This is a genomic window from Micromonospora sp. NBRC 110037, from assembly GCF_001652995.1.
Classification (GTDB): domain Bacteria; phylum Actinomycetota; class Actinomycetes; order Mycobacteriales; family Micromonosporaceae; genus Micromonospora; species Micromonospora chalcea.
Genome location: NZ_BBVA01000002.1, coordinates 2,083,833 through 2,107,762 on the forward strand (window position 1 = coordinate 2,083,833; position 23,930 = coordinate 2,107,762).

The 23,930-nt window shown below is 68.9% G+C and carries 29 protein-coding genes; 10 read left to right on the forward strand and 19 right to left on the reverse strand.

Going from position 1 to position 23,930, the window contains the following annotated elements; all coding sequences use genetic code 11:
* Positions 1-44 precede the first annotated feature (44 nt).
* Positions 45-542 carry a DinB family protein gene (locus tag A4R25_RS08585; RefSeq protein WP_064446224.1) on the forward strand — a complete coding sequence of 166 codons (498 nt, stop codon included), beginning with the start codon at positions 45-47 and terminating at the stop codon, positions 540-542.
* Positions 543-551: 9 nt separating this feature from the next.
* On the opposite strand, the gene A4R25_RS08590 is transcribed toward A4R25_RS08585, so the two are convergent.
* Complete coding sequence (locus A4R25_RS08590) at positions 552-917, reverse strand: MmcQ/YjbR family DNA-binding protein (RefSeq protein ID WP_176722920.1); 366 nt, start codon at positions 915-917, stop codon at positions 552-554.
* Positions 918-1,025: 108 nt separating this feature from the next.
* Here A4R25_RS08590 and A4R25_RS08595 point away from each other — a divergent pair, with 108 nt between their 5' ends.
* The gene (locus A4R25_RS08595) at positions 1,026-1,661 is read left to right on the forward strand and encodes a hypothetical protein (RefSeq protein WP_157538995.1); all 636 of its coding nucleotides are present in this window, start codon (positions 1,026-1,028) and stop codon (positions 1,659-1,661) included.
* A gap of 3 nt (positions 1,662-1,664) precedes the next feature.
* Here A4R25_RS08595 and A4R25_RS08600 read toward each other — a convergent pair whose 3' ends face one another.
* The 4 genes from A4R25_RS08600 to A4R25_RS08615 all read right to left on the reverse strand — a co-directional run bounded on the left by A4R25_RS08600 (position 1,665) and on the right by A4R25_RS08615 (position 4,393).
* Positions 1,665-2,150 carry a hypothetical protein gene (locus tag A4R25_RS08600; RefSeq protein WP_231915459.1) on the reverse strand — a complete coding sequence of 162 codons (486 nt, stop codon included), beginning with the start codon at positions 2,148-2,150 and terminating at the stop codon, positions 1,665-1,667.
* 103 nt (positions 2,151-2,253) lie between these two features.
* Positions 2,254-2,838 carry an SDR family NAD(P)-dependent oxidoreductase gene (locus tag A4R25_RS08605; RefSeq protein WP_064446226.1) on the reverse strand — a complete coding sequence of 195 codons (585 nt, stop codon included), beginning with the start codon at positions 2,836-2,838 and terminating at the stop codon, positions 2,254-2,256.
* 66 nt (positions 2,839-2,904) lie between these two features.
* Positions 2,905-3,486 carry a dihydrofolate reductase family protein gene (locus A4R25_RS08610; protein ID WP_064446227.1) on the reverse strand — a complete coding sequence of 194 codons (582 nt, stop codon included), beginning with the start codon at positions 3,484-3,486 and terminating at the stop codon, positions 2,905-2,907.
* 67 nt (positions 3,487-3,553) lie between these two features.
* Positions 3,554-4,393: a helix-turn-helix domain-containing protein gene (locus A4R25_RS08615; protein ID WP_231915460.1), complete on the reverse strand. Its 840-nt coding sequence runs from the start codon at positions 4,391-4,393 to the stop codon at positions 3,554-3,556.
* Positions 4,394-4,504: 111 nt separating this feature from the next.
* Between A4R25_RS08615 and A4R25_RS08620 the strand changes: the two genes are divergently transcribed.
* Positions 4,505-4,846, forward strand: a complete 342-nt coding sequence (locus A4R25_RS08620; protein ID WP_064446228.1) for a nuclear transport factor 2 family protein — start codon at positions 4,505-4,507, stop codon at positions 4,844-4,846.
* A gap of 81 nt (positions 4,847-4,927) precedes the next feature.
* Complete coding sequence (locus A4R25_RS08625) at positions 4,928-5,587, forward strand: Type 1 glutamine amidotransferase-like domain-containing protein (RefSeq protein ID WP_064446229.1); 660 nt, start codon at positions 4,928-4,930, stop codon at positions 5,585-5,587.
* Here A4R25_RS08625 and A4R25_RS08630 read toward each other — a convergent pair whose 3' ends face one another.
* From A4R25_RS08630 to A4R25_RS08645, 4 genes are all read right to left on the reverse strand, one after another.
* Positions 5,588-6,511: an AEC family transporter gene (locus tag A4R25_RS08630; RefSeq protein ID WP_064446230.1), complete on the reverse strand. Its 924-nt coding sequence runs from the start codon at positions 6,509-6,511 to the stop codon at positions 5,588-5,590.
* A gap of 41 nt (positions 6,512-6,552) precedes the next feature.
* Positions 6,553-7,008, reverse strand: a complete 456-nt coding sequence (locus tag A4R25_RS08635; protein ID WP_231915461.1) for a hypothetical protein — start codon at positions 7,006-7,008, stop codon at positions 6,553-6,555.
* Positions 6,998-7,216 carry a hypothetical protein gene (locus A4R25_RS08640; RefSeq protein ID WP_157538997.1) on the reverse strand — a complete coding sequence of 73 codons (219 nt, stop codon included), beginning with the start codon at positions 7,214-7,216 and terminating at the stop codon, positions 6,998-7,000. The genes A4R25_RS08635 and A4R25_RS08640 overlap by 11 nt, the downstream gene beginning before the upstream one ends.
* A gap of 63 nt (positions 7,217-7,279) precedes the next feature.
* Positions 7,280-7,981: a hypothetical protein gene (locus A4R25_RS08645; protein ID WP_064446232.1), complete on the reverse strand. Its 702-nt coding sequence runs from the start codon at positions 7,979-7,981 to the stop codon at positions 7,280-7,282.
* Between the two features lie 259 nt (positions 7,982-8,240).
* Here A4R25_RS08645 and A4R25_RS31030 point away from each other — a divergent pair, with 259 nt between their 5' ends.
* The gene (locus A4R25_RS31030; protein WP_146074850.1) at positions 8,241-8,660 is read left to right on the forward strand and encodes a hypothetical protein; all 420 of its coding nucleotides are present in this window, start codon (positions 8,241-8,243) and stop codon (positions 8,658-8,660) included.
* Positions 8,661-8,793: 133 nt separating this feature from the next.
* On the opposite strand, the gene A4R25_RS08655 is transcribed toward A4R25_RS31030, so the two are convergent.
* The 3 genes from A4R25_RS08655 to A4R25_RS08665 all read right to left on the reverse strand — a co-directional run bounded on the left by A4R25_RS08655 (position 8,794) and on the right by A4R25_RS08665 (position 10,809).
* Positions 8,794-9,543 (reverse strand): maleylpyruvate isomerase family mycothiol-dependent enzyme, encoded by a 750-nt coding sequence (locus A4R25_RS08655; protein ID WP_064446234.1) that lies wholly within the window; start codon positions 9,541-9,543, stop codon positions 8,794-8,796.
* Positions 9,544-9,656: 113 nt separating this feature from the next.
* The gene (locus A4R25_RS08660; RefSeq protein ID WP_064446235.1) at positions 9,657-10,139 is read right to left on the reverse strand and encodes an N-acetyltransferase; all 483 of its coding nucleotides are present in this window, start codon (positions 10,137-10,139) and stop codon (positions 9,657-9,659) included.
* A gap of 43 nt (positions 10,140-10,182) precedes the next feature.
* Positions 10,183-10,809 (reverse strand): VOC family protein, encoded by a 627-nt coding sequence (locus A4R25_RS08665; protein ID WP_064446236.1) that lies wholly within the window; start codon positions 10,807-10,809, stop codon positions 10,183-10,185.
* Positions 10,810-10,833: 24 nt separating this feature from the next.
* On the opposite strand from A4R25_RS08665, the gene A4R25_RS32025 reads away from it, so the two are divergent.
* Positions 10,834-10,956, forward strand: coding sequence for a hypothetical protein (locus A4R25_RS32025; protein ID WP_255361251.1), 123 nt, complete (start codon positions 10,834-10,836; stop codon positions 10,954-10,956).
* A gap of 65 nt (positions 10,957-11,021) precedes the next feature.
* Positions 11,022-11,606, forward strand: a complete 585-nt coding sequence (locus tag A4R25_RS08670; RefSeq protein ID WP_064446237.1) for a GIY-YIG nuclease family protein — start codon at positions 11,022-11,024, stop codon at positions 11,604-11,606.
* 2 nt (positions 11,607-11,608) lie between these two features.
* Here the strand turns inward: A4R25_RS08670 and pyrE are convergent, their stop codons facing one another.
* The 4 genes from pyrE to A4R25_RS31745 are packed head-to-tail and all read right to left on the reverse strand — an operon-like array spanning position 11,609 to position 12,897.
* The gene (gene pyrE, locus A4R25_RS08675; RefSeq protein ID WP_064446238.1) at positions 11,609-12,133 is read right to left on the reverse strand and encodes an orotate phosphoribosyltransferase; all 525 of its coding nucleotides are present in this window, start codon (positions 12,131-12,133) and stop codon (positions 11,609-11,611) included.
* Between the two features lie 19 nt (positions 12,134-12,152).
* Positions 12,153-12,326, reverse strand: coding sequence for a hypothetical protein (locus A4R25_RS31420; RefSeq protein WP_166456489.1), 174 nt, complete (start codon positions 12,324-12,326; stop codon positions 12,153-12,155).
* Positions 12,323-12,541, reverse strand: coding sequence for a hypothetical protein (locus tag A4R25_RS08685; RefSeq protein ID WP_064446239.1), 219 nt, complete (start codon positions 12,539-12,541; stop codon positions 12,323-12,325). Before A4R25_RS08685 ends, A4R25_RS31420 begins: the two co-directional genes overlap by 4 nt.
* A complete protein-coding gene (locus tag A4R25_RS31745) occupies positions 12,538-12,897 on the reverse strand; it encodes a hypothetical protein (RefSeq protein WP_082930934.1) in 360 nt (119 codons plus the stop codon). Before A4R25_RS31745 ends, A4R25_RS08685 begins: the two co-directional genes overlap by 4 nt.
* 257 nt (positions 12,898-13,154) lie before the next feature.
* Between A4R25_RS31745 and A4R25_RS08690 the strand changes: the two genes are divergently transcribed.
* Positions 13,155-14,243 (forward strand): helix-turn-helix domain-containing protein, encoded by a 1,089-nt coding sequence (locus A4R25_RS08690; RefSeq protein WP_373887993.1) that lies wholly within the window; start codon positions 13,155-13,157, stop codon positions 14,241-14,243.
* Complete coding sequence (locus A4R25_RS08695) at positions 14,240-14,815, forward strand: HD family hydrolase (protein WP_064446241.1); 576 nt, start codon at positions 14,240-14,242, stop codon at positions 14,813-14,815. The genes A4R25_RS08690 and A4R25_RS08695 overlap by 4 nt, the downstream gene beginning before the upstream one ends.
* A gap of 76 nt (positions 14,816-14,891) precedes the next feature.
* Here the strand turns inward: A4R25_RS08695 and A4R25_RS08700 are convergent, their stop codons facing one another.
* Positions 14,892-19,727: a tetratricopeptide repeat protein gene (locus tag A4R25_RS08700; protein ID WP_082930935.1), complete on the reverse strand. Its 4,836-nt coding sequence runs from the start codon at positions 19,725-19,727 to the stop codon at positions 14,892-14,894.
* A 583-nt stretch (positions 19,728-20,310) separates the two neighbouring features.
* Between A4R25_RS08700 and A4R25_RS08705 the strand changes: the two genes are divergently transcribed.
* Positions 20,311-20,532, forward strand: a complete 222-nt coding sequence (locus A4R25_RS08705) for a hypothetical protein (protein ID WP_064446243.1) — start codon at positions 20,311-20,313, stop codon at positions 20,530-20,532.
* Positions 20,533-20,554: 22 nt separating this feature from the next.
* Here the strand turns inward: A4R25_RS08705 and A4R25_RS08710 are convergent, their stop codons facing one another.
* Complete coding sequence (locus tag A4R25_RS08710) at positions 20,555-22,375, reverse strand: acyl-CoA dehydrogenase (protein WP_064446244.1); 1,821 nt, start codon at positions 22,373-22,375, stop codon at positions 20,555-20,557.
* A gap of 16 nt (positions 22,376-22,391) precedes the next feature.
* Positions 22,392-23,855: a 26S protease regulatory subunit gene (locus A4R25_RS08715; protein ID WP_064446245.1), complete on the reverse strand. Its 1,464-nt coding sequence runs from the start codon at positions 23,853-23,855 to the stop codon at positions 22,392-22,394.
* Positions 23,856-23,930: the final 75 nt, after the last annotated feature.

The following is a 23,930-nucleotide window of genomic DNA, read 5'->3' on the forward strand; positions in this document are numbered from 1 at the left end:
TACACCCCGCGCTCATCCGGCCGCCGATCTGGAATGCTGCGTCCATGCCGTCCTTCCCGCCCACCTTCTCCGCCGAAGTCGTCGCGCAGCCGGTCCAGGCCCAGTTCGAGGCGTTTCTCGACGAACACCGCGACGCGCTCGACCGCTGCCTGGACGGACTGACCGAGGAACAGGCGCGCCGATCGTTGGTGGCCTCCCGCACCACGCTGCTGGGTCTGGTGAAGCACGCCACCTTCGTCGAGAAGGTCTGGTTCGACGAAGCCGTCACGGGTCGGTCTCGCGCCGAGATCGGCATCCCGGAGCGGTCGGAGGACTCGTTCCTCCTCGACGACGGCGACACGATCGCCGGGGTCCGGCAGGCCTACCGCGACGCTCGGGACGCGTCACGCCGGGCGACCTCCACGCGAGGTCTGGACGACATGCTCACCGGGCACCGACGGGGGCCGCTTCCGCTGCGGTGGGTGTATCTCCACGTCCTGCGCGAGTTCGCCCAGCACTGCGGGCACGCGGACATCCTCCGGGAGCAGATCCTCGACGGATAGCGTGCGGGGTCACGCGCCGGGTTCACCGGTGAGCGAGCCGGGGGCACGCATCCGCCACGCGTCGGTGACGAGTTCCGTCAGACGCTCGACGCCGACGCGCGCCAGCCGCAGCATGACCAGGGGCAACCCGTCGTACGCGGGGGTGGTGAAGAAGAGGTCGGGCTCGCCGAGGAGCAGGGCCTGTTTCTCCGCCTCGTCGCCCACGTACAGCACGGCGATGTCGGTGCGGATGCGCCGCGGCTTCCCGGGCGTACGTTCGGGATAGGACCAGACGAACCCCTTGCCGGCGACCCGGAAGTCGAAGCCGTCACTGTCGATCTCGACCACGTCGGGCAGCGACAACGCCACCCGACGCACGTCGTCCGCGTCAACCATGACGGTCACCCCGGGACCCCGCCTTCCGCACCGGCACAGCCTAGCCACCGCGCCGCCCCGCAGCAGTCAGGTCCGGGCTGCGGCGCCTTGCCGCCGGGTGCGATGGTCGTGGCGGACATCGAAGCGTCTCGGCTGCGGGGGTGGAGCGACGTGAGTACCGACATCTGGGGTGGGGTGGAGATCCGGCCGCACGGTACGGGTTCGCCGTGGGAGCTGACCGACATCAGCCTGCGGGAGGTCTCCACCATTTACGACGCCTTCGGCCTGCTGTTCGGTGTGCGCAACTTCGCCGGGTTCGAGCCGGTCGCGCCCGGCCGTGGCCTGCCGGACGACGTCAGCGCGAGCCTGCGCGCTCGTCACTTCACCGAACGCCATCACGACCCCACCTGGGTGTCGTGGGCGGAGGTGGCACGCATCGACTGGAGCGCGCCATCGCCCCGGGTGGACGACCGGATCCACGTGTACGACCTGACGGCCGAAGGACCGCGCTACCGGAGCAAGGCCACCCGGCACGGGCGATCCTGGCGCGAGGTAGCCGGCGAGCACGCGGATCACCGGGGCAGCAGTTACCCGGAGGGCACCGAATGGCGCTCGGGAAACGTGATGTGGCGGGTGGAGCGCCTGTCCAACAGCGATGCGCTGCAGCGTGACCCGGCGCTGCGCGCGGTGCTGGAAGGCATGCGCGAGCTGGCCGAACGGCACGGCGAGGACAACGTACGACTCGTCGTCTGGTTCGACAGCTGACGCCTACCCGTACAGGTGCACGCGGTGGTCGACGTCGCGGTCCGGCGCGCCGAAGGATGCCACCGCACCGTGTCCGACGTGCACCAGCCACTCCTCGTAGTGCCAGCTCGGATCGCACCCGCAGCCGGTGAACCGGAAGTTGGCCCGGTAGCGGCCGACCTGCCCGGGGGCGAGCGTGAACAGCCGTGCCGACGCCGACGGGCGCGGAAACGCCGCCGACCCGGGCAGCCGGTCCACGACGATGCACGCCTGGTCACGCCCGAGCCAGAGCCCGGCCTCGCGGGTCAGCGCGACGTCTCCGGCGCGTACCCCGTCCCGGTGTTTGTAGCCGGCTGCCCGGTCGGCTAGCACGTCGTGGACGACCACCTCGCCCTCCGGCAGTGCCCGGGGCAGCGGCATCGCCCGGACCAGTCCACGGCGGGCGTTCGCCGCGGGCGCGCCGCGGGCGTCGGCGGTCCACCGGACGCGGAACCGCTGGATGAGGATCACCGCCCAGGTGTACCCGCGCTGCCCGGCGCGCGCCAGCGGAAAAGGGAGAACTCTCCCCCGCCGCAGCCGTCCTTCCGGTCATCACCCTGGCCGTTCCCGATGGTCAGATGGTGAATCCGCCGTCGACGTTCACAGTCGCGCCGGTGACGTAACGCCCGTCCGGGCCGGCGAGGAACGCCACCGCGGCGGCCACGTCGGCCGGCTGCGCGTAGTGGCCGAGGGCGGTGAACCCGTTGATCGTGTCCGCGTTCGGGCCGTCGGCCGGGTTCAGCTCGGTGTCCGTGGCGCCGGGGTTCACCAGGTTCACGGTGATCGCTCGACCGCCGAGTTCGCGCCCGAGCGCCTTGGTCAGACCGATCAGGGCGGTCTTGCTCATCGCGTAGAGCGAGAAGCCCGGGAAGACCGCCCGCTCGGCCGTGTTGCTGCCGATGTTGACGATCCGCCCGCCCGCCGCCATGTGGCGCACCGCGGCCTGCGAGGCGACGAACGGTGCCCGGACGTTCACCGCGACTGTCTGCTCGAACTCGTCGAGACTCAGCTGCTCCAGTTGTCCGAGCAGGAACGCGCCCGCGTTGTTGACCAGGATGTCCAACCGGCCCAGTTCCCCGGCCGCCCGGGCCACCGCCGCGCCGATGCCACGGCCGCCACCGGTGACGAGAGCTACCTTGCCGTCGAGTGCGTTGTTCACGGGAGGAAGCCTGGTTGACGTCGGGCCGTCTGTCCGGCGGGGATCGGACGCCGCGTTCGCGCTCGGTCAGCGGCGCACCCGGTACCGCAGGTGAAGCACCCGCTCGCCCGGGAGCACGACGTCCGGATCCTCCAGCAGGTGCTGCGCGTCGACCGACCCGAAGAAGCGCTTGCCGGAGCCCAACACGACGGGTACGACGTCCATGCGTACCTCGTCGACCAGGCCCGCGGCGAGGGCCTGGCCGCCGACGTCACCGGCGGCGACCTCGACGATGCGGTCCCCCGCAAGTTCCTGCGCCCTGGCCACTGCCGCCTCGACGCCGTCGACGAAGTGGAACGGCGCGCCGGGGTTCCAACCCTCGGGCGGCGGCCGGTGCGTCACGACGACCACGTGGGCGATGCCGCTCGGCGGCGTCCCGTCCCAGCCGTCGGTCCGGTCGAACACGTGCCGGCCGACGACGGTCACCCCGATCCGGTCCCAGTACGGCCGGACGTAGTCGTGGGACGTCTGCGACACCCGCAACGCGCCGCTGTCGTCCAGCGGAACGTCACCGCTGGTCAACCAGTCGAACAGCGGCCCGGGCTGGTCGTTGTCGTCCGCGACGAAGCCGTCCACCGACACCGAGCTGTACAGGACCACAGTGCCCACGCCGGTTCTCCCCTTCCTTGGGTGGTCCCCAAGTTAGCGGGTCGCGGGCCGCCGTTCTTGTAGGAAATCAATCGGCCGGCAGTGACCAGCCGTCGATCACGTGGCCGGGGTGTTCGCGCAGGAACCGCCGCCGGACCTCGACGTACCGGGTGGGTGTGAGGCCGGTGAAGGCCCGGAACTCGTGGCCGAAGTGGGCCTGGTCGAAGTAGCCCGCGTCGCTTGCCAGCTCGCCCCAGTCGACCGGCCGGGTGGGGTCGATCGCGAACACGGCGGCGGCGAAGCGGTAGGTGCGGGCCAGCCGCTTCGGTGTGACGCCGACGAGTTCCTTGAACCGCTGCGTCAGATGGGTGCTGCTCACGCCGGCTGCCGTCCTCAGGTCGCCGATCGGCACCGCGCCGCTGGTCGCCGCGATGACGCCGCTCGTGTGCCGGACCAGCCCCAGCCCGGTGGTCTCGGACAGCCGTCGCCTCAGCTCCTCCTCCAGCAGCGCCAGCATCTTGTGCGGCCCGTCGGCCGTGGCCAGCCGGTCGCGCAGGTCGGCGACGGCGGGCCGGCCCCAGACCTGCTCCAGCGTCACCGGCCGGTCGCGCAGCTCGGCCGCGGGCACCGGCAGGAACGGCGCCAGGCCCCACGGCTTGACGTGTACGCCGACGGACCGGGTCGGGCGCGGGTAGCCGAACTCGAACGCGCGGGTGGGCGTGGTGATCACGCAGCCGTCGGCGTACCCGGTGGTCTCGACGTCGGTGCCACCGCGGACGCGGAACGGCGCGCCGAGGTTGACGATGAGCAGCGCCGCCGGCATCGGCGGCAGCGTCAGCCGGGGGTACGGGGGCGTGCCCTCCAGGTAGTAGAGGTCGTCGATCAGCTCGTCCAGCGGCGGTCGCGGCACTCTGGACACGTACTCCACGCCCACAGCATCGCGGACGCCCCGCCGTCGTCACCGACGCCCCGCCGGGGCCGATTCTGCTGACCGCGAATAGGTCGTCACGATGCCTTGTCCACCGGCCATGCTGGCTCGATGGACTCGCCGCTGCTCACGAACCTCTACGCGGCCTTCAACAGGCGTGACATCCCCACGCTGCTGGCCGCCATGACGCCGGACGTCTCGTGGCCCAACGGCTGGGAGGGAGGCGTCCTCAGCGGCCGGGACCAGGTAAGTGCCTACTGGCGGCGGCAGTGGGACCAGCTCGAACCCGTCGTCACACCGACGGCGTTCCGCACGGAGCCGGACGGCCGGATCGCCGTCACCGTTCATCAGGTGGTGCACGACAAAGCCGGAACGAAGCTCGCCGACCACACCGTCACGCACGTCTACCGCCTCGACGACGGCCTGGTGGCGGCGATGGAGATCCGCGAATGACGCGACGCGCGTGGCGATGAGTTTCGATGCGGTGCCCGGTCTGCATTCCCGTGCACCCAGCCGCTACTACCGGAGGTAGGCGTGAAGCTTCTTCTCACATCCGCGGGCGTCCAGAATCCGAGCATTCACGATGCGCTGGTCGGCCTGCTGAGCAAGCCGATCGCCGAGTCCCACGCGCTCTGCATCCCCACGGCCGCCTACCCGATGGGCGGGCCGGCCTCGGCCTGGCGTTTCATCACCGGTCAGACGCCGTTGCCCATGACCGGGCTGGGCTGGAAGTCGCTGGGCGTCCTGGAGCTGACCGCGCTACCGAGCATCGGCCAGGAGCGGTGGGTCCCCTGGGTCCGCGAGGCGGACGTCATCCTGGTGCACGGCGGCGACGCGACGTACCTGTGCCACTGGATGCGGCAGTCCGGGCTGGCGGACCTGCTGCCGTCGCTACCTGACACCGTCTGGGTGGGGTTGAGCGCGGGCAGCATGGTGCTGACCCCGCGCGTCGGGACGGACTTCGTCGAATGGCAGTCCGCGCCTGACGACCGCACGCTGGGGCTCGTCGACTTCTCGATCTTCCCGCACCTGGGCCTCGAACCGGACAACACCATGGCGAACGCCGAGAAGTGGGCGGCCGAGGTCGCCGGTCCGGCGTACGCGATCGACGACCAGACGGCGATCACAGTGGTCGACGGCACGGTCGAGGTCGTCTCCGAGGGGCAGTGGAGGCGGTTCCCCGCCGAGCGGTAGCTACCCGAGCAGCGCCGCCGCCGCAGCCAGCGTGGCCAGCGACAGCGTCGTCGTCACCACCACCGCCCGGTTGGCGACCGCCTCGCCGACGCCGTACTCCTGGGCGAAGATGAACGTGTTCTGCGCCGTCGGCAGGCCCGCGCACACCACCACGGCGAGCAACTGCGGCGCGGACAGGTGCAGGGCCAGGCCGGCCGCGTACGCGATGACAGGTTGTGCGACAAGCTTCAGCGCGCTGATCGCGGCCAGCTCTCCGGGCCCGGTCGGTTCCGCCCGCGACGGTGCCGCGGGGTGCAGCGACGCGCCGAGCGCGACCAGGGCGGCGGGCGCCGCGGCGCCCGCAAGCAGCGTCAGCGACGCGGCGGCCGCCGCCGGCAGACGCACACCGGCAGCGGAGCACGCGACACCGAGCAGCGACGCCAGGATCACCGGATTGCGTACGGGCAGCGAGGCAACCCGGCGCACCCGGACCCGCCCGGCCGGGTCGCTGCGCCGGTCCAGCACGACCACGATCACGGGTGCCACCACCAGCACCTGCAGCAGCACCACCACCGCCAGGAACGACACGTCGCCGAGAACCTGCGTCGCGATCGGGATGCCGAGGTTCGCCGAGTTCACGTACCCGGCGGCCATGCCCCAGATCGGCCGCTCGCCGGGCTTACGACCGAACAGCCGGCTCGCGCCGGCCCACCCGAACCCGACCACGGCGACGGTGCTCACCCCGAAGGCGAGCAACGAGCGGCCCGCGAACCCGGACAGCGGCATCCGGGCCAGTGCCAGGAACAGGGCGGCCGGCATCGCGAGCTGGAACACGAACCGGCCGAGCACCGACGCCGCGGCCTCGCCCAGCAGGCCCCAGCGACAGGACGCGTAACCGACAGCGGTGAGGATCCAGATCGGTACGAACGCCGACACCAGGCTCATGCGGGCGTCACCGGAGGGCGGGCGTTCGGTAAGCCACGCGGTCAGCCTCGCATCCCGTCCGGAACGAGCAAACGGGGTGCGGCACCGTAGAGGGCGACGAGGACGCGGTCCCGCAGGATCTCGTACTGCCTGCGGCACCGGACGGGTGGGCCCGGCGGGCGTTGCTGAACCTGACCGCCGACGACGACTTCCGACGGCTGGAACTGGTCGGCAGTCAGGTCCACCTCGCGGCCGTCGGCCAGCCGGTTCCAGTAGTGGTGGCCGACCTTGGTGTCTCCGGCGTGGACCTCGCCGAGGATCAGCTCTCCGCCGAGCAGGTCCTGAATGATCAGCGCGGTCACCCCGCACTGCCCACGGGCTGGGTTGCCGGCGTGCCAATCCTCCAGGTCGTGCGGGTCGCAGGTGTCCGCTCCCCAGCCGGCGCGCAGCACCGGCCGCAGCATCTCCAGGTCGATCGCGAGCGGGACTGATCTTTGGTCGTGCTCCTCATACGTCACTCGGGAAGGGTCGGCCCTCGACCGGGTCGAGAGTCAAGAGATCCGACCCGTTCGACCCGGAAGGCGGCCTGATCACTTCGGACAGGTCGATGGCATCCGCGATGCCCTGGACGACCTTCAGCTCGCTTCGAAACAGCCGCTCACGCACGGATGCTGGCTGCTCGGTGAGCATGTCCGGCACACGTCCGTCGTTCGGTACGAACACCATCGTCCCGGAGTACTCACGGCAGCTCGATCACCACGCCGAGCCGACACCGCGCTCGTAAAGACGTCAGACGGTGCGTAGCAGCGGTACCTGTAGGAGTAGATCCACCGGCACATGCATCGGCGTTCCCAGCACGAGCCCCCTTCCCCGGGCTGCCAAGCGGGCCGCCATACGGATCTGCCGCGAGTTGCGTGCCGTGGCCGGCCACTGCCGGACCCCCGGCATCACCGGCGTGCCTGGCATGCGAGCGCGATGGGCGGGGCACTCCTCGGCCAAGGCGCGGACCTGGTCGGCTTCCAACTCGAACGCTTCACGGCTGCCGGTGAGCACCAACGTGTCGGCGGCGATGTCCCACCGCAGATGATCGCGGAACTCTCGATACCGGACTCGCCGGTGATCGGCGGTCAACCGCGCCGGCCACGCCTGAGCGGGTAGCACCACGGTGTGTGGCCGGCCGGTCCCCAACCGGGAGCGGACCTGCTTCCACCGCGACAGCGGGAACGCGAGGCGGTGATGCAGCAACACCAGGTCGAGCGGGCGCCCCCAACTGTGATGGTGGGGACGTGTCGCGACGAAGGGGAAGATAGACCATCGTGTGCGGCGACCGGGCAGCCAGTCCCACGCCAGAGCGAACAGCGTCGCTGTTTCCTTGTCGAGGCAGAACTGGGCTCCAAGAGGGCCCTCGTACAGACCGGCGAACCCCGGCGGTCGTGCCTGCCGCATGACCCGGTACCGATGGCGCCCGAGGTGAACGGTGCTGACCATCACCGGCCATTCGCGTCCGCCCAACCGTCGACCCACTCCAGCAACACCCTTCGACCCTCGTCGTATCGCTGTCCTGTGACCATTGTCGCCAGGCCCGGCACGACACGGCGACAGAGTTACCTGACGGCGGGGAGCCCGGCTCAAGACCGGGGGTGTACTCATGCCGCCGACGTGCCGCACCAACCGTCCGAATACTTTCGCGCCCGAGCCGCCGGACGTAGACGGAAGCTGTTTCGAGGGTCAGCGCCAGTAGGGTCAGCGGGTGAGCAGATCGTCCGGACGTGCCGGGACCTTTCGCACGCTGTACCACGGGCAGGCCAAGGCCGACACCTCACGAGGTTACGGCCTGTTCCTGATTCGTCGATCGGGATCGTGGGCGCAGCACTGGGCATCGATCAATGCCGGACGGCAGCCTGTCCCACCGCCGCCGCCGGTAGACCTCGCGAAGGAGACGGTCGTCATTCTCTCGGTCGGGGACCGTCCTGTGCTCGGCTATGACGTCACGATCGAGGACGTGACAGTGCGAGAGACGACTCTGGTGGTGACCGGCGTCGAGAGGCGTCCCGTGGGCGACGTGACGCTGGACATGGCGTGTTCACCGGTGCACATCGTGGCGGCACGATTCGGACCCGAGGCCTTCGAGGACATGCTGCTGAACCTCCGTATCGTGCCTGCGGAATGACGTGAGCCGGTGATGTGGGGGGCTGTACCGCGCCGCCTGCCGCTTCCCCGCCTGTCTCACCCGTCCGGGTCTGTCGACGAGCGGATGGGACCACGGTGGGCGGCACCGGGCTGACCTCGCCGGGATGACGGCGTCACTTCCAGGTGATCGTGGCCTTTGCCCGCCAGAGATCCAAGACGGCCGCGTCCCCGCGTAGTTCGAGGCGCTCGGTCCCACTCCGGTTCCACAGCAGGAGGTAGAGCTCGGACGCAGGTCCCACGACGGTCAACTGGGCCGGCATCTCACCGGCTACCAGGCGGCGCCCGGCCGGCTCGATGGAGAGCGTCCATCCCGCGTCGATATCAGTCGGCACAAGAGCCATGCTGACGGGTGGATCGGCCACCAGAAGCCCACCGGGCCGCCCGAAGAAGCCATTGAGCAGTTCGTCGATGCCGTCAGCGGCGAAGGAGGGGGCCCAGGAGGGAACCGTTGAGACAGCCGACTCGGCATCGGCACGGTGTACCGCGGTTTCGTGAGCCTGGCGACGTGCCCAGAACGCCAACGGCGAGGGCGCGGGCAGAAACGTCCAGCATTCAACGCTCTCGTCAGCCGCTGCCAGCGTGTCCACGAGTGCGCGGTGGCCCTCCCGAAACCAGTCCAGCAGCTCGTCGTCCTCGACTGCGGCGAAGAACTCCGCCTCCTCGCGACTGGAGTAAGGCTGATGGCGCCCCGTGATGACGTGGCCCGTGGCCCAGCGATGGACGCCGCTGACATGGCGCAGCAGATCACGGACCTGCCATCCAGGGCAGGTGGGCACGGGTGCGTCCAGGCCCGCCCGGTCCGCCGCCTCTGCCAGTCGGGCGCCTTCCTCATCCAGCGCGGCAATGTGCTCGGCGATACGCATGACGGGAGCGTCCCACGCACCACCGACCCTCTACCAGGCGGAAAGGGCCGGCGCACCCTCGTACTCCGCAAGCAGCTCCCGCCGCCGCGTCGCGCAAGGCCACGGCGCGACGTCTAGGCCCTGTCTCCCGGATCTTGGAGGGTGGGGTCGAAGGTGAGGTTGAGTAGTTCCAGGCCGGTGACGGGCTTGAAGCCGATCTCGGTGTAGAGCGCCAGGGCGGGGATGTTGTCGGTCTCGGTTTGGAGCGACACGCGATGCGCGCCGGCGGCACGGGCGTTGCGGATGACGTGCTGGAGCAGGGCCTTCGCGATGCCGCTACGGCGATGGTGCGGGGCCACGTAGAGGTCGCGGATCGACCACGAGGTGCCCAGCCTGAGCGATGCCGGCGTGACCGTGACCGTGATGAAGCCGCGGACGTGATCAGCTCGGATGGCGGCAGCGGCGGAGATCCGGTGTTGTGCGATCTGGTCCTGCAGCCAGGAGCGGGTTGTCTCCGGGGCCGACGGTTGGCCGTAGTGCACCCGGTAGTCGTCGAACAGAGCAGCTACCTGATCGAACGCCGGATGGGCGGCGCCTATGGGCACGACCGTCGTCATGCCGTCAGTGTGGCCGATGGTCCAGCCTTCGAGAGGGCCACCACTATCGGCCGACCCAGGTGGCGACGCACGCTTCATTGCCCTCGACGTCGGCCAATACCCACCACTTCGGTGCGTGCGCATCGGAGACCAGCCGGCCACCCGCAGCCAACGCGGCGGCGATTCGGGCCTCGGCCTGATCATGTGGGACGGCGACATCGAGGTGCATGCGGTTGCGTTGTGGGCGCCCGGCGTCCATCGGCTGCAGCCCGAAGCCCGGACCCCGACGCGCCGGGTCGGCCAGATAGTCGTCGTCGATCTGGCGGTAACCCAGCAGCGCCCGCCAGAACGGCAGCACGTCCGCGCCGACCAGCGCGTCGAGAGTGACGTTGACGAGCTGCACGGCGGTCGGGTCGGCGGGGATGTCCAGATCCCTGGCGGCAGCCGAGATCCGCCGGGCCAGCGCGACGTCGCGCGACAACAGGGACACCGTGACGCCGACATGACGCAGATCGACGTTGACGTACTGCTGCTCCGCGCCACCGGCGAGCCGGCCGATCTCATCGACGAACGCTATGCCCTTCGTTAGCGAGCCGGTGCGGAAATACGCCGAGACCACGTGGTAGAGGCAGCGCCAGTCCTCGACACCGTCGGCCGCGTGGAACTCCCCGGCCGTGATCTGCACCGTCATGCCGGCGAACCTAGCATCGGCTGCGTGACGCAGCGCACCGTCGCGCTCGCACGCACAGGCCGGCAGCGCACTCCTGTGCCGCAGATCGGGCGGGCGCTCGGTCCCTCGGCACCGCCGGCTGAGCAGGTCATGAAAGTCGCCTGCTGATCACCCTGCCGGTGTCCAGGTGCGGAGCGCATCCCCACCCGATCTCGACCGGTCGAGCGCCTAGGATGGTCCCGGTGACCTTCCCCGAACGGCGACCCGCCGACGTCCCGACCGACGAAGAGCGGGTCGACGAGGCCCTGCGGTTGCTGACCGGCCCGCCGGTCGCGCTCGACGTCGCCGTCAAGCGGCTCGCCCGTGGTGGCGGCGTCTACGCCTGGTGGGCTGCTCCTTCGGTCCTCCCCGACCTCCCCGGACCGCCGAACGACACCGATCCGTCATGGCGGATGCTCTATCTGGGCCGGGCCACCAGCCTGCGGGGCCGGATCCTGCGCAACCATCTACGACGGTCGGGCAGCTCGACGCTGCGCCGCACGTTGGCCGGTCTTCTCGTGTCCGAGGGCTTCCGGACCACTTGGACCGACCGCGTCGTCCTCATCCCCGAGGACGAGAAACGGCTGACCGCGTGGATGCACGAGCACCTGCGCCTGACCTGGGCGGAGGATGCCGAGCCAACGGTCATCGAGGCCGAACTCGTCCGGCGTCTGCACCCGCCGCTCAACGTCCACGGCGTCGACCCCGAGCACATCCAGGCGGCAGTGGTCGCCGCCAAGAACTCGTACAACGCCAGCAGCGGCCCGGAGCAGCCCTAGCTTCACGCCGTCAGCGATGCCTCAAGATCACGACGGGTGAGGGCGGCGCGGAGGTGCAGCCCCTCGGCCGCCAGGTTCTCCCGGCCACCCTGCTCGCGGTCGATGGCGCAGACCACCGTCTCGACCTGGGCACCGACGGACCGTAGTTGTCCGCACGAGGTCAGGAGCGCGCCTCCGGTGGTCACGACGTCCTCGACCACCACGACCCGCAGACCGCTCACGCGACCGCCCTCGGCCAGTTTCGCGGTCCCGTACTCCTTGGCCTGCTTACGCACGAAGACCGTCGGCAGCCCGGTCAGCTGCGACATCACCGTGGCGATCGGGATGCCGCCCATCTCCATCCCCGCCAACACGTCGCACTCCGGAAGCAGAGCCACCATCGCCTCGGCGACCTCGCGCAGCAGCTCCGGCTTCCCCTCGAACAGGTACTTGTCGAAGTACTCGTCGCTGACCTGCCCGGATCGGAGATGAAACCGGCCGGTGAGGTGGCAGGTGTCGTAGACGCGGCGCGCGAGCGGGTGAGTCACCGGCCCACTCTCGCACCCGTCACCCGATTCGGCGGATGCGTACCCTTGGACGCTCGTTGCGCAGGTGCCCCAGCTTGTGCTGGCGGACCTGCTCCTCCCACACCTCCTGGTCGTACTCCGGATCCGGCGCCGTCCACCGGTGCGACCCGTCGCTGTAGTGGAACTTCTCGTCCCCGGCCCGCAACACGCTCACCGCAGCCACCCCAGGAACCGCCGGTACAACGTCCCGGCCGGCGCCCAGCTCAGATCCGCCGTCGCCCGCACCAGCTGCGCCCCCAGGTACACCGCCAGCGACACCGGCGCGCCCTCGTACTCCGCAAGCAGCTCCCGCCGCCGCGTCGCGCACGGCCACGGCGCACCGCACCCGCCGCACGTCCAGACCGGCAGCACCGGCCCGTGGGTGCTCACCCGCGCACCCCCAGGAAGCGGGCGACGCTCGCGCGCGCCTGCCGGCTGGTCGCCCACGCGACCTGCCAGCAGGGGTACGGAGTCAGCCGCGCCCACCACAGCCGACAACCCACGCACATCCCGTCCAGACCCCGTACATGCACCGCCAGGATCGCCTGTTCCGCAGTCCTCACTGGTCCTCCTGCGGCGGCCAGTGACCGCGATTGATCGGTACGCGGTGGCGGTTCCGGCACGGCAGGTCCGCACCACAGCGGCACACCCACCGCCACTTCCGCCACGACCATTTGGGGCGATGCCGACGTGCGAGCGTCAAAGCAGCAGCGATCACGTACTGGTCGTAGGTGACTCGTCTCCACGGTGGTGTCCTCTCCCGCATCGCCGTTTCCTCCGCAGGGCAGCGGAATTCGACCGGCCACGAATCGCGGACCGGATCTGGAACGTTCGGTAACTGCGACGCTACGATCACGGCGTCGATCATTGGACTCACCAGCGGTACGAGTGAGCCGACCAGGAACGCCACCTCGCGGTCCGCGTCCGGCGAAACGTCGACCACCGGTCAACGTAGGGATGTCAGTTGGCAGGTCACCGCAGTTCCACGCCGCATCGAGGCGAGGTGACGGGCTATCTCCTGAAGCTCGTTCGGGAATCCGTGCCGCTCACCCAAGAACAACTCGCCGCGCATCTGGACGTGGACCGGGTGACCGTTCAGAGCTGGGAGTCGGGGCGCAGACCGTTCACCGCCGTGCCATTCGGTCAGGCCGTTGCGATTCGCCAGCGGCTCGGACGGCTCGGAGCGAACACGAAGCTGCTGGCCGCTCTCGACGATGCCGCCGAGGCAGACCTCATCCTTGCGGCGCTCCTCCGGGACGACGCCGGCCGATCCCCCATCGCCGAACAACCTCTCGGCTGGTCGGTGCTGACGCACCGTCTGACCGACCTGATCCTCTGGAGCGTTCTCGGACAGACGCCGACCTTCATCAGAAGCCTCCCCACAACCCGCCGACGCGGCCCCGTGGCGACCGCCCCGCTCCTGTCCGCCGACGAGAGACGGGCCTTCTTCGTACGCCTGCGCGTGCTCGCTGAACGCTCCGCCTTCGAACGCGACCCGGATGTCCTGCTGCACCGGCAAGCCTGCTTCCTTGCCGGCATGGATCCCACAGGCGCGTCCGCGTCATGGATCGCCGAAGGCACCACCCGGACAACTCGCCAGATCACCCGCTTCCACACCTGGTCACCGCTGTGGCCCGACATCCGGTCGATGGTGACTTCCCTCGCGAACCAGGGAGACCCCGAGCCGCTGAGAGACTTCATCACCCGCGCCCACCCGGACGATGCCTGCGAGCGGGCCGCCCTCAACTACTCCGCCTACTGGGTCGGTGAGATTCCGTACCGGCATCGCGACGACTCGTTCATGCCCACTGCTCTCGGCGACTGGCGAGGAGTCGTACTGTTCCGGCACCTGGTTGACCGCCTCACCATCGGCCACCCGTTCGTCGACCTCAACGTGCACAACCTCTGGGCTCTACTCATGGCGAGGCGCGGTCTCACCCACGATGACCTCGCCACCGGGCAGGCACTGGCCGACCGGTGCGCCGCGCTGCTCGACAGCGACCAGGTATCCACGCAGTCACGACAAGAACTAACGTCTATCCTCTACAGCCTCCGTGCTGACGGAGTCACCGGTACAGGGACGGGCAGATGAGCGAGGACCAGGACGCCGCAGGAGCCATGAGCTTCATCTTTGAGGCCGGCGTGCTCAAGCGCGCCGCCCGTACCGGCTGGTGGTTCGCCGGCGTGAAGCACCCCGAGTCGATCGCCGAGCACTCGTTCCGCACGGCGCTCATCGGCATGATGCTCGCGGCCATGGAGGGCGCCGACCCGGCTCGCGTCTCGATGTTGTGCGTCCTGCACGACACTCAGGAAACCCGGATCACCGACATCCCGCACATCGCCAAGCGCTATCTCACGGCCGCGCCCAACACCGCCGTCACCGCCGACCAGGTAGCCGATTGCCCACCCGCCGTTGCCGATGTGATCAACGCTGCCGTCGCCGAGTACGAGGCCGGCGAAACCTGGGAAGCCATCGTGGCCCGCGACGCGGACAAGTTGGAGTGCCTCGTCCAAGCGGTCGAATACCGGCACCAGGGAGTCGCAGACGTTCAGCGCTGGATCGACAGCTCGCGGGCGGCACTTAAGACAGCGTCCGCTCATCGCCTCGCCGACGCCGCCCTCACCGGCGCACCGATGGCGTGGCTGAGCCCACCGCACGCGTAACGCAGTTGCCGAACGACGACCTTCCCATCTAGCTTTCCGCGTCGCCTGTCGCACACATTCTCTCGCTGGGCGTGGGTCATCTTCGGTGACGGTCCTCTGAACGTCGATGATTCGGCGCGTGGCCGACAGGACCGGTGCTGATTGCGAGGTTGCCCGGCCGGATTACTACCTCGCCGGTGGGCCCGGATGTGATTTGTCCCAGCCCTGCCTGAAGGTCGGCTTCGAAGCCCGGTAGCTTCAGCCGTATGAGCGACGGTAGGAGCACGGCGACCGCGACTAGCCCTACCAGGATGGGCGTGATGGTCGTGATCATGACGACCGTGACGCGGCTCGAGAGGAAGAAGGCGGTCCACATCACGGCGAGCAGGCCCAGGGCGACAGTAGCCACGGTGGCCGTACCAAGCGCGGCGGTGCGGGCTGCTCGGTTCTCCCGATCGAGCAGCTGCACCACCCGCTGCGCGTCCACGTGCCCCTCCTCGATGCTCAAGCAGCGGTTCAAGTGCCGCAGCGCTTGTCGCCGCGAGTGGGCATCGCCCAGCGCGCCGGCTGTAGTCGTCGCACCCAGCCGTACCTTGCACACGGCCGCAACGTAGTAGGGGTCGGGTTCGTTGGCGGGCGCTTCTTTGATTGCTTCGATGGCCTCGGCGTATGCCTCGGCGAAGACATCGTCGTTCTGTGTCGCGTCCGCCTGATGGAACAGCAAACGCGCTAAGGCCAGATGCAATCGCCAGGGTGTAGCCGCCGTGCGTAGTCCTTCCCGCAGTACGTCCTCCGCCTCGCGCGGTTGACCCAGCGTGGCCAAAGCCTCTGCTAGCCCGAGTGCCGCAACCTGAATCGACGGGTCCACGCGTAGTACCGTTCGGAATTTTCGGGCCGCCTCCTGCGGTGCCTTGGTCAGCAGATGGAGGTGTCCCAGTTCGACCTGAGCCGCCGCGTTGTATGGGTCTTGTGTGATGGCGATGCGCAGGTGCGCTTCTGCTTCCTCGTATCGACCGAGCTGCGTGTACAGGGCGGCAAGGTCCGTGTGGCTGCCTCTGTATGGGTCAACATCGAGCGCCTTCGCTAGATGGTACTCGGCCGCGGGCAGCCGGCCGAGCCGGTAATCGATGACGCCTGCGCACACCAGCACTGCGGCGTCCTGCTGCTCGTCGAGCAGCTCAAGGCACATCTGCTCGGCCTCTTCCCACTGAGCTCGTTCGTCGTGCCGTACCAGCGCCCATGCGCGAGCCAGCCGGTATTCGCGGTCCTTTGGCATTAGTGCGATCGCCCGGCCGAAGTGCTCCTCGGCGGCCGTGTAGTCGCCACAGGCGAAGTCGACCCAACCCAGCCCAGCGATTGACTCCGCACGTTCATCGTCCGACAGCGCCTCGCGCTCGAGCCGAGCGAAGGACGCTCGTGATTCTGGCAGGCGTCCTGAGTCGTGCTGGATCCACGCCAGTTCTACCGTCAGTGCACGCAGATGTGGCTGCTCCCGTACCACGGGGGCGATTAACCGTTCGGCCTCTGTATAGCTGCGCAGTGCCCGAAGCGCTGCTGATTGTCCGATCAGCGCACGGGGATCGCGCGGGTTGCAGCGCGCGGCGGCCTCGTAGCAGGCGAGCGCCTCCCGTGGTTGAATGCGATCTTCGAAGACTTGTCCCAGGCTTATGTGCAGTGACTCGGCTGTCGGCCGCAACATGATCGCTACGCGCGCGCACTGCTCGGCGTCCAGATGCCGTTGAAGTCGCTGAAGTGCAGCCACCCGGCGTTCGACTACCTGCGCATGGCCCGGGTCGATGGCCAGTGCTCGGTCAAGCACCTCCAGAGCCCGCCGGTCCTCAAACCGGGCAGCGTGCAATTGCGCCAGTTCGACGAGCACTTCCACGCTGTCTGGTCGAACGTCGACTGCTCTTTGGGCTGCTGCCAACGCACCCACCAGGTCGCGCGACACCCGCATGACCCGAATCTGTGCCGTCAACGCCGACTCGTTGCTTGTGTCGAGGGCGAGGGCGTCGTGCACGGCGGTCAATGCATCGCTCCAATTGCCCGTGTCTTCGGCGATATTCGCTAGTTCGAGGCGCAGTGCCAGCGAGTCGGGTCGTTGGGTGATTGCTTCCCGGGTGGCCTGCTCAGCTTGGTCGAAGCGTCGCAGCTGTCGTAGTTCGGTGATGCGCCATGCGAGGGCCCATTCATGCTTCGGGTCGATCGCGAGGGCTTGCTCGAAGGCGCCGAGGGCGCGCTCGTAGTCGTGCTGGTCGTCATACAGGTAGCCGAGTCGAAGGTGCAGCGCCAACGAGTCGGGTCGTTGGGTGATTGCTTCGTGGGCGGCCTGCTCGGCTTGGTCGAAGCGTCGGAGCTGTCGTAGTTCGGTGATGCGTCCTACGAGGGCCCATTCATGCTTCGGGTCGATCGCGAGGGCTTGCTCGAAGGCACCGAGGGCGCGCTCGTAGTCGTGCTGGTCGTCATACAGGTAGCCGAGTTCGAGGCGCAGCGCCAGCGAGTCGGGTCGTTGGCTGATTGCTTCACAAGTGGCCTGCTCAGCTTGGTCGAAGCGTCGCAGCCGCCGTAGTTCGGTGACGCGCCATACCAGGGCCCATTCATGCTTCGGGTCGATCGCGAGGGCTTGCTCGAAGGCGCCGAGCGCCTGTTGGTAGTCGTAAAGCTCGTCGTACAGATAGCCGAGTTCAATACGCAAATTGGGCGTGTCGGGGCGTTGGGTGATTGCTTCGTGGGCGGCCTGCTCAGCTTGGTCGAAGCGTCGCAGCCGCCGCAGTTCGGTGATGCGCCACTCGAGAGCCGTCTCGTGCTTCGGGTCGATCGCGAGGGCTTGCTCGAAGGCGCCGAGGGCGCGCTCGTAGTCGTAAAGCTCGTCGTACAGATAGCCGAGTCGAAGGTGCAGCGCCAATGAGTCGGGTCGTTGGGTGATTGCTTCGTGGGCGGCCTGCTCGGCTTGGTCGAAGCGTCGGAGCTGTCGCAGTTCGGTGATGCGTCCTACGAGGGCCCATTCATGCTTCGGGTCGATCGCGAGGGCTTGCTCGAAGGCACCGAGGGCGCGCTCGTAGTCGTGCTGCTCCTGGTGTAGGTAGCCGAGTTGGAGGCGCAGCGCCAGCGAGTCGGGTCGTTGGCTGATTGCTTCACAAGTGGCCTGCTCAGCTTGGTCGAAGCGTCGCAGCCGCCGTAGTTCGGTGACGCGCCATACCAGGGCCCATTCATGCTTCGGGTCGATCGCGAGAGCTTGCTCGAAGGCGCCGAGGGCGCGCTCGTAGTCGTAAAGCTCGTCGTACAGATAGCCGAGTTCAATACGCAAATTGGGCGTGTCGGGGCGTTGGGTGATTGCTTCGTGGGCGGCCTGCTCAGCTTGGTCGAAGCGTCGCAGCCGCCGTAGTTCGGTGACGCGCCACTCGAGAGCCGTCTCGTGCTTTGGGTCGATGGCGAGGGCTTGCTCGAAGGCGCCGAGGGCGCGCTCGTAGTCGTAAAGCTCGTCGTACAGATAGCCGAGTTCAATACGCAAATTGGGCGTGTCGGGGCGTTGGGTGATTGCTTCGTGGGCGGCCTGCTCAGCTTGGTCGAAGTCTCGCAGCCGCCGTAGTTCGGTGACGCGCCATACCAGGGCCCATTCATGCTTCGGGTCGATCGCGAGGGCTTGCTCGAAGGCGCCGAGGGCGCGCTCGTAGTCGTGCTGGTCGTCATACAGGTAGCCGAGTTGGAGGCGCAGCGCCAGCGAGTCGGGTCGTTGAGTGATTGCTTCACAAGTGGCCTGCTCAGCATGGTCGAAGTCTCGCAGCCGCCGTAGTTCGGTGACGCGCCACTCGAGAGCCGTCTCGTGCTTTGGGTCGATGGCGAGGGCTTGCTCGAAGGCGCCGAGGGCGCGCCCGTAGTCGTGCTGGTCCTGGTGCAGGTACCCGAGCTCCAGGTACAACTCGGGTACTTCCGGCCTCCGAGCAATAGCTTCTTGAGCAGCCTGCTCCGCTTCCCTCCACCCGTGCATACGTCTGAGCGCTGTGGTGCGCCACTCAAGCGCTTCGGCATCAGTCGGATCGACTGTGAGGGCTTTATTGAACGCGGCTAGAGCCTCTTCGAGACGGTGTCGATCACCGAAGACCCAACCCAGTTCGATCCAAAGCCGAGGATTTTCGGGTCGACGGTCGAGGTTCTCCTCGGTGAGCCGCTGGGCCTCGTCGAGCCGGTGCAGACTGCGCAGTGCCTCTAGTCTTGTCTGCAGTGCCGGCACCTCCATGCGCTCGTCAGTGACCTCGCTCAGTCCCGCGAGTACACACTCAAACTGATAGCGGTCAAGCTGACTTCGCGCATACTCGATCTGAGGCATGCCGGCCAGCTCAGTCATGGCGGCCAAGGCCTCGACCTCGTCGAAGCGGCGAGCGCGGCGGAGCCCATATAGCAGCCAGCGCAGTGCTCTGGGGTCTTCCGAATCGAGTGTGAAGGCTTCCCGGAAGTAGGGCAGCGCCTCTTCGAATCTGTACTGGTCAAGTAGGAAACGCCCGGTCGCGATGCGTACGAGGGCATTACCGAAGAAGCGCTCACAAAGATCCGCAGTCAAAGCCGCGGCGTCGTCATAGTGCCGGCCTCGGCTCAAGCTCGCGATCAGCCAAGCGGACACGTCAGGGGATCCATCGTCCAGCTCGTACGAACGACGAAGTACTTCGGCCGCATCGTTAGGCCGGTGCAGGGCGAGCAGTATTCGCCCATGTGCGACCACGAGTGCTACGGGTGGATCGGACATCTGTGCCAGCGCATCTTCGATCAGCCGCAACGCTTCGGCGCCTCGTAGGGACCGCCGAAGATCGTCAACGCGCCGCACCAAGTCGTCTACCGACCGGAGGAGGTCATCAGGGCAGGTTGGCTCGCCCGTTGCTCGGTCGGTGGAATGTTGTGCTTGAACGGGTACAGCGTCAGCCAGCCGCTTCTCAAACATCGGTATCTCCTCCGTCCGCCCCGAAACGGCGAGGCGACAGCCAATAATTCACGCTGCCGAATAGAGACACTGTCGGGTACGCGACCCGCCGCGTCAGAGGCTGAGGTGCAGCAACTACCGGTGCTCCCAGGCCGCCAGCTGCCGCATGCCGCCCGGAAGATGTCGGAGCCTCGGGACGGCGACCGTCGAAGCGTCTGCTGGAAATGTCAGCGACCCGCATCCGGTGGACATGTCGGTACCGCAGCGCGGGTTGCCTCCCCGTGAGTGGTGCGCCACACCACTCCATGGCCGTCTCTTGCCACAGCACGGAAATGACTGGTCGTCTGCATGACACCAGGCCGTCCCTGCGCGTACTGACCGACAACGACACTGTCGGCTGGTCAAATTCTCGCCGGTTCACGGACGAGGGCCAGGCGGCGCGCATCTGCCGCGAGACGTCCCTCACGACTCGTAATCGGGTCGCGGTGGCGGCATCAGGACGGTTGAGAAGCGCCCACCTCGGAGGGCCGTCGGTCGGCGTACGCTTCGCGGAGCAGACCTCATACGTGAGACGGTCGTCATGCTCTCGGTAGGCGACCGTCCTGTGCTGGGCTACGACGTCACGATCGAGGACGTGACAATGCGGGACACGACCCTGGTGGTGACCGGCACCGAGAAGCGCCCCTTGGGCAGCGTGACGCTCGACATGGCGTGTTCGCCGGTGCACATCGTGGCGGCAGGCTTCGGGCCCGAAGCCTGTGAGGACGTACTGCTGAATCTGCGTATCGTGCCCGCAAGAATTGACGTGATCCGATGGTGTGGGTGACAACGAAGGACTTGTCGACTGCTCAGAACCAGCTCTCGCGCATGTCCAGCGTGGTCCGGTCCAGCCCTTCCAGCAGGTCGAACTGCGCCCCCACCTTCGGCAGCTCCCACCTGTAGAAGTACCGCGCCGCCTGCCTCTTCCCCGCCAGGAACTCCCCCTCGGCCCCGTCCGGCGACCCCAGCGCCTCCACCGCCAGCACCTGCTCCAGCCACATCCACGCGATCACCACGTGCCCGACCGCCTCCAGGTACACCGAGGCGTTCGCCAGCGCCAGCTCCGGGTCGCCCGACGCCCACAACCGCCGCGTCACCACGGCGATCCGGTCCACCGCCGCGCCGAGCTGACCGGCCAGCTCGGAGGCGAACCCCTCGGCCTTCCACGCCCGGGTCACGGTGCCGCGGATTGTCTCCAGCAGGAGTTCCAGCGCGGCGCCGTCGCGCATAATGACCTTGCGGCCGAGCAGGTCGAGGGCCTGGATGCCGTGGGTGCCCTCGTGGATGGCGTTGAGCCGGTTGTCGCGCCAGTGCTGCTCGACGTCGTAGTCGCGGGTGTAGCCGTACCCGCCGTGCACCTGGATGGCCAGGTCGTTGGCGGCCAGGCACCACTGCGCCGGCCAGCTCTTGGTGATCGGGGTGAGCAGGTCCAGCAGCAGTTGCGCCCGTTCGCGGTCGGCCTCGGCGGGCGCGGTCTTCTGCTCGTCGAGCAGCCGTCCGCAGTAGAGCACCAGCGCGAGCGCGCCCTCGACGTAGCTCTTCTGGGCCAGCAGCATCCGGCGTACGTCGGGGTGGGCGACGATCGGCACCTGCGGCGTGGTGGGGTCCTTGTCTGCGACCGGCCGTCCCTGCGGGCGCTGCCGGGCGTACGCGACGGACTTCAGGTACGCGGTGTAGCCGAGCGCCGTGGCGCCGGCCCCGATGCCGATGCGCGCCTCGTTCATCATGTGGAACATGACCGCGAGCCCCTGGTGCGGCTGCCCCACCAGGTAGCCGACCGCCCCGGCCCGCCCGTACGGCCGGTGCACGCCCTCGCCGAAGTTGAGCAGCGTGTTGGTGGTGCCCCGGTAGCCGAGCTTGTGGTTGAGGCCGACCAGCACCACGTCGTTGCGCGGCCCGAGGCTGCCGTCGTCGTCGAGCAGCACCTTCGGCACGATGAACAGCGACAGGCCCTTCACGCCGGCCGGCGCGCCGGGGATGCGCGCCAGCACCAGGTGGACGATGTTCTCGGCGAGTTCGTGGTCGCCGCCGGAGATCCACATCTTGGTGCCGACGATCCGGTACGTGCCGTCGTCCTGCGGCTCGGCCCGCGTGGTGAGGTCGGTCAGGGAACTGCCGGCCTGCGGTTCGGACAGGCACATGGTGCCGAAGAACCGGCCCTCGACCATGGGGCGTACCCAGGTGTCGATCTGCTCGGCGCTGCCGTGGGCGAGCAGCAGGTTGGCGTTGCCGAGGGTGAGCATCGGGTACGCGGACGTGCCCACGTTGGCGGCCTGGAACCAGGCGAACGCGGCGGCGGCCACCACGTGCGGCAGTTGCAGCCCGCCGACCGACTCGTCCATGGTGGCGGCGAGCAGCCCGGTCTCGGCGAACGCCTCCAGCGCGGCCTTGACCTGCGGGATGGTCCGTACCCGCTGCCCGTCGAACGTGGGCTCGCCGGTGTCGGCGGCCCGGTTGTGCGGGGCGAACCGCTCGGCGGCCACCTGGGCGGCGAGGTCCAGCACCGCGTCGACGGTCTCCCTGGTGTGCTCGGCGTAGCGGGGGCGCTCGGTCAGCCGGGTCACGTCCAGCCAGTCGTGCAGCAGGAACGTGAGGTCGCGGCGGGACAGCAGCAGATCGGACGAGGACAACGTGGACTCCTTCCGGTCAGCCGCGGCGCAACCCGGCGACGGCCTCCCGCACGTCATCCTGACCGATCGGAGCCGGCGGCGCACCCTCCGCCGCTTCCCGGAGCGCCTTGGCGAGTTGCACCCGGCGCAGCGCCTCGCGAAGGTCCGCGCCGGTCAGCCCGGCCGTGTCGGCCGCGAGGGCGGCCGGGTCGAGGTCGTCGGCGAACATTGTGAAGCCCGGCCGTTCGTGCCGGTCGATCAGCTCGCGGATCATCTTGGTGAGGATCTCCGCGCGTCCGTTCTCGTCCGGCGCCGGAATGGCGATCTTCAGGTCGAAACGGCCGGAGCGGATCAGCGAGGCGTCGACGCGGTGCGGGAAGTTGGTGGTGGCGACCACGATGACGTCGGGGTTCTCCTCGAACAGCGTGTTCATCTCCTGCTTGAAGATGCCCGCTACCGCGTTGACGGCCTGGCTGGCCGCGTCGCCGCCGGCGCCGGCGTAGCTGATGATCGAGTCGAACTCGTCGAACAGCATCACGGTGGGCCGCCGGTAGCGGCGTGCCTCCCGGAAAATGCGCTTGATGTTGCGTTCCGAGCCGCCGAGGTACTTGTCCAGGATCTCCGGGGTGCGGATCTCCACGAAGTCCGCGCCGATCTCGTTCGCGAGGGCCCGGGCCAGCATGGTCTTGCCGGTGCCGGGCGGCCCGTACATCAGGATGCCCTGCGGCCGGCGCGCGCCCCAGCGGGCCATCGCCGCCGGGTGCCGGAACGACACCGCCACCTCCCGGAACTGCGCGACCACGTCGGGCAGGCCGCCGACCTGGTCGAGGGTCACGGTCGCGCTGCGCGGCCCCGCCGCCGCCGTCACCGGTCGCCGCCCCACGACGTACGTCCGTCCGCGCAGCACGGTCGGCTCGTCGCTGTCGCCGGACAACTCGCGTACGGCCTGGAGCAGCAGGCCGAGCATCGCCGTCAGGTGCGCCGGACCCACGTCGGCGCTTGGTACGTCGGCGTGGATGCGTACCGTGCCGTTGTCCTGGTCGACGCGGGGCCGCAACCCGGCTTCCCGGGCCGCGCGCAGCACCTCCCGGCCCGCCTCGTCGCCGGGCGGCGCGGCGAGCGTGGCGACCGGCCGCGGCCAGATCCGCCGTCCGGCCTCCGCGGCCATCCGGCCCACCGCGGCGGCCGGGCCGTCGCCGCCGCGGGCGGCCAGCCGCTCGGCGAGCAGCACGCCGACCGGCCCGGCCAGACCGAGAGCGAGCAGGCCCGCCGGGGTGCTCTCCACCCGCAGGTACGCCTCGAAGCGGTGCGCCGGCGGCCCGTGCGCGGTGTCGGCGCGCACGGTGCAGAGCACCTCCCGCACCGGGGCCGGGAAGTCGCCGTCGACCAGCAGCTCCACCGGCCCGTCGACGGCGGCGGCGAGCAGGCCCGCCGCGTCGGCGATGCGCACCTCGGCGCCGAGCAGCGGCACCGTCTCCTCGTCCGGCCGTACCTCGGTCATCGGCTGCCCTCTCCTCACGGCGGCGTCCGCTTCCCTCGCGTCCGCCTCCGAGTCTGGCACCGGCCCGGCCGGGCG

What these genes read in the sequence shown, in the direction of transcription:
- A4R25_RS08585 (WP_064446224.1), top strand. Translation starts at nt 45, where the DNA reads ATGCCGTCCTTCCCGCCCACCTTCTCCGCCGAAGTCGTCGCGCAGCCG.
- A4R25_RS08590 (WP_176722920.1), bottom strand. Translation starts at nt 917, where the DNA reads ATGGTTGACGCGGACGACGTGCGTCGGGTGGCGTTGTCGCTGCCCGAC.
- A4R25_RS08620 (WP_064446228.1), top strand. Translation starts at nt 4,505, where the DNA reads ATGGACTCGCCGCTGCTCACGAACCTCTACGCGGCCTTCAACAGGCGT.
- A4R25_RS08630 (WP_064446230.1), bottom strand. Translation starts at nt 6,511, where the DNA reads ATGAGCCTGGTGTCGGCGTTCGTACCGATCTGGATCCTCACCGCTGTC.
- A4R25_RS08640 (WP_157538997.1), bottom strand. Translation starts at nt 7,216, where the DNA reads ATGGTGTTCGTACCGAACGACGGACGTGTGCCGGACATGCTCACCGAG.
- A4R25_RS08655 (WP_064446234.1), bottom strand. Translation starts at nt 9,543, where the DNA reads ATGCGTATCGCCGAGCACATTGCCGCGCTGGATGAGGAAGGCGCCCGA.
- A4R25_RS08660 (WP_064446235.1), bottom strand. Translation starts at nt 10,139, where the DNA reads ATGACGACGGTCGTGCCCATAGGCGCCGCCCATCCGGCGTTCGATCAG.
- A4R25_RS08665 (WP_064446236.1), bottom strand. Translation starts at nt 10,809, where the DNA reads ATGACGGTGCAGATCACGGCCGGGGAGTTCCACGCGGCCGACGGTGTC.
- A4R25_RS08670 (WP_064446237.1), top strand. Translation starts at nt 11,022, where the DNA reads ATGGTCCCGGTGACCTTCCCCGAACGGCGACCCGCCGACGTCCCGACC.
- A4R25_RS08695 (WP_064446241.1), top strand. Translation starts at nt 14,240, where the DNA reads ATGAGCGAGGACCAGGACGCCGCAGGAGCCATGAGCTTCATCTTTGAG.
- A4R25_RS08700 (WP_082930935.1), bottom strand. Translation starts at nt 19,727, where the DNA reads ATGTTTGAGAAGCGGCTGGCTGACGCTGTACCCGTTCAAGCACAACAT.
- A4R25_RS08715 (WP_064446245.1), bottom strand. Translation starts at nt 23,855, where the DNA reads ATGACCGAGGTACGGCCGGACGAGGAGACGGTGCCGCTGCTCGGCGCC.